7 protein-coding genes are annotated in these 3,019 nt (G+C 68.6%); 1 reads left to right on the forward strand and 6 read right to left on the reverse strand.

From position 1 onward, the window contains the following. From ACT84W_RS07350 to ACT84W_RS07375, 6 genes are all read right to left on the reverse strand, one after another. The coding region (locus ACT84W_RS07350; protein WP_444328730.1) for a hypothetical protein at window positions 1-198 on the reverse strand (198 nt) is incomplete at its 3' end. Beyond that, window positions 195-455, reverse strand: coding sequence for a hypothetical protein (locus ACT84W_RS07355; RefSeq protein ID WP_444328731.1), 261 nt, complete (start codon window positions 453-455; stop codon window positions 195-197). The genes ACT84W_RS07350 and ACT84W_RS07355, both read right to left, overlap by 4 nt. Window positions 456-459: 4 nt before the next feature. Beyond that, complete coding sequence (locus ACT84W_RS07360) at window positions 460-693, reverse strand: holin (RefSeq protein WP_444328732.1); 234 nt, start codon at window positions 691-693, stop codon at window positions 460-462. 3 nt (window positions 694-696) lie between these two features. Further along, a complete protein-coding gene (locus tag ACT84W_RS07365; RefSeq protein WP_444328733.1) occupies window positions 697-993 on the reverse strand; it encodes a hypothetical protein in 297 nt (98 codons plus the stop codon). Window positions 994-1,017: 24 nt separating this feature from the next. After that, window positions 1,018-1,584: a carbohydrate-binding protein gene (locus ACT84W_RS07370; RefSeq protein WP_444328734.1), complete on the reverse strand. Its 567-nt coding sequence runs from the start codon at window positions 1,582-1,584 to the stop codon at window positions 1,018-1,020. 8 nt (window positions 1,585-1,592) lie between these two features. After that, a complete protein-coding gene (locus tag ACT84W_RS07375; RefSeq protein ID WP_444328735.1) occupies window positions 1,593-2,000 on the reverse strand; it encodes a carbohydrate-binding protein in 408 nt (135 codons plus the stop codon). A 94-nt stretch (window positions 2,001-2,094) separates the two neighbouring features. Between ACT84W_RS07375 and ACT84W_RS07380 the strand changes: the two genes are divergently transcribed. Next, window positions 2,095-2,964 (forward strand): tyrosine-type recombinase/integrase, encoded by an 870-nt coding sequence (locus ACT84W_RS07380; protein ID WP_444328736.1) that lies wholly within the window; start codon window positions 2,095-2,097, stop codon window positions 2,962-2,964. Window positions 2,965-3,019: the final 55 nt, after the last annotated feature.

Here is a 3,019-nt window from a genome sequence, read left to right on the forward strand (position 1 = left end):
ATTGGCGCTCATGTTGCCGGTATAGCTCGCGGAACCGGTGTCGAAACCGGCCTCCTTCAGGCAATGGATGACGAGCGAGGAACAGTCCGCCTCGCCGCCCACACGGATGTCCTGGCGGTGCTCCTGGCAGTAGCCTAAATTGCCCTCGTCGCACCAGTAGCGCATGCGCTCGCAGAGCTTGTCGATGCTTGGCATCATCTGTCGCCTTCCCTTATCAAATGGACGGAGCCGGACTCGGCGACCGTGTAGGTCCGCCCCGTGTCCGGCTCCACGACGAGCCTCATGGGCGGCTCGTATGCCCTGTCGGAGACGATCGCCTTGCCCGGTCTCCACGCGGGCTTGCCCGCAGGCTGCGAGGCCGCCACGGGCAGCGCGAGGGCGGCCGCCTCGGCCACGACCACGGCGACCATGAGGCGGCACGCCCGCGCGAGGCGGCGACGGCCAGCATGCCTCACTCCCCTACTCGCCCGACTTCATGTGCAGCGGCGACTCGCCGTCGCCCACCTCAGGCACGCCCGCGACGCTGGTCAGCAAAGAGAGCACCATCGTGGTGGCGGTCACGCTGAGGAGCGCGGGCCAGTCGAGGTCGGTGATGCCGACCGCGCCGGTGCCGATGAGGGTCACGAGCGTCCGTGCGCCGGTCTTCACGGCGCGCACGAGGGCGGCGCGGCCCCAGCCCTTGATTGCTTCCATTGGCTAATCCTCCGATTCCCCCCTGATAGGGGCATTGATGATTTCCTGGTAGTAGTGCGTGCCGGTACCGTTTCCGTGCATCCCGTGGTAGGCGGCGTACACCTGCGAGGCCTCCTGCTTGACCCAGTCCGGGCACCCCGCGCCGCTCACGACGTACCGCTCGTGGAGGTCCACAAGGCGGCTGCGCAGCATCGTCCTCGTGCCCTCCTGCATCGCGTCCATGACCTTGTACAGGCGCATGAGCGAGGCCGCGAGGGCCGCGAGGGCCGCGGGCACGGCCCACTGGATGGCAGCCGTCAAGGCATGCTCCATATGCGGCACCCCCTACGCGGCCACGAGGGACCATGCGGAGTCGCTGCCAACCACGCCGGGCTCCAAGGTGTTCGCGTCCATCAGGGACTCGTAGACCTGGCCGTACTTGGTCACGCGCTCGCCCTTGGCGTAGGACTTGCCGCTGACCCACTCGGCGGGCGTCTCCCCGCTCGCGGCAGGCACGACCTTGGCCCAGTGCTGCGGGTCGGCGGTCGGGTCGTCTACCGTTGCGGTGTGGCCGCTGATTGCCTTGTAGAGCGCGCCCTGCCAGAGCGCGCGGTCGCCCTGGGCGTAGACGTGGCCCCTCTCATAGCGCGGGAAGAGCGCGGGCACGCGAAGCGCGTCGGTATCGCTCAGCTTCGCCGCCTGGATCTGCGCGAGCATGAGCGCGGCGTCCTGGGCGGTGCCCGCGTCCGGCACGAGCGTCCAGACCTGCCAGATGGCGCCGTCGCGCTGCTCGTAGGCGAGCGAGGTGTGGTAGCCCGCTCCCGGCGTCGGCTCGGCGGCCTCGCGGATGGGGAGGCCCGTGCCGTCGGTGGTGAGGTAGACGGCGCCGCTCACGAACTGTCCGTAGAACATGTGTACTCCTATCTTTCGATTCTCTCCCAGAGCGACGGCGTCGCCTCGGGCTCGGTGCCCAGCCTCGGCTGGTGCGTCTGGAGGCAGCGGTAGAGCATGCCTTTGCGCCCCACGCGCTCCCCCGCCGCGTATTCGGCCACGCCTACGTACCAGGCCGGGAAGAGCAACGGTACCTTGGCCGCCTCCCCGTCCGGCAGCTCGCGCGCGGTGATGGACGCGAGCGTGACGGAGTCCTCGCCGCGCGACCTCGGCTCGACGCTCCAGACCTGCTCGATGCGCTCGCCCGTGTCGGCCAGCGTGTAGGTCGTGACGAAGCCCTCCGGCGCCTCCGGCGGGTCCGTCTCCACGACGGGCTTTCCGCCGCCGTCCGTGGCGAGCCGGACGGAGGGCCCGACCGAGACTCCCATCAAAGCCATGCGAGCTCCTTTCTTTGTCGGGAAAAATCCCAGGCATGAGCGCGAGCTTCCGCTGCTCCGACGTCGGGGATTTTCAATTGAATCGAGGTTGAAAATGCTATTTAGAGATGCTGCCGCCGAGTACATGGCCGATAAGTCGAAGCGCCTGCGGGCGTCGACGCTGGAGGGCTACCGCAGCGCCCTAGAGCTGCATGTTTTTCCGCGATGGTCCGACGCCGAGCTCGACGCGATCACGCCGGAGGACGTGCAGTCGTGGGTGGACGGCTTCGAGCAGGCCGGCGCAGCCGAGAAGGCGTACAAGACGCTGCGGCAGGTCATCCGATGGGCCATCAGGCGCCTGGGCGTGCGGATGTACGACCCCACGGCCGCCGGAGTGGAGCTGCCGCGCAAGGCCGCGCACCGGCCCAGGGTGCTCGACGCCACCGGCACCGCGGGCTACCTGCGGGCGCTCTGGGGCCACGAGTGCGAGGCCGTGGCCATCTGCTCGGTGACGCTCGGCCTGCGGCGCGGTGAGGCGTGCGGTCTGCGCTGGTCGGACATCGACCTGCGCACGGGCGAGGTGCGCATACGGCGCTCGAGGCAGGTGGTCAATGGCCAAGAGGTGGTCGTGGCGCCCAAGACCGAGCGCTCGGCGCGGTCTTGCTGGCTCCCCCGTTTCGCCGTCAAGCGCCTGCGCGTCCTGCGCAAGGGGCGCTCTGGGTGGCTGTGCGACCTGACGCCCGACTCCGTGGCGCGCCGTATCCGGTCGGCCTGCAGACGTGCGGGCGCCGCGTGGACGTCGATGACCGAGTGCCGCCACACGTGGGCCACGCTCGCCGTGGAGGCAGGCGTCGGGATAGAGACTGTCGCCTTAATGCTTGGTCATACCGACATATCGACAGCCTACGAGCACTACATCGTGCCGAGGGCGCGGGTGTGCCGCGATGCCCAGAAGCAGGTGGAGCAGCTGATCATGAGGGCGTGAGATTCCGTATCCCAGCTAGGCGACAAGTCAAGTGATCAATACCTTTATGGCAGCC

It is taken from the genome of Paratractidigestivibacter sp. (assembly GCF_052362415.1).
Lineage (GTDB): Bacteria > Actinomycetota > Coriobacteriia > Coriobacteriales > Atopobiaceae > Paratractidigestivibacter.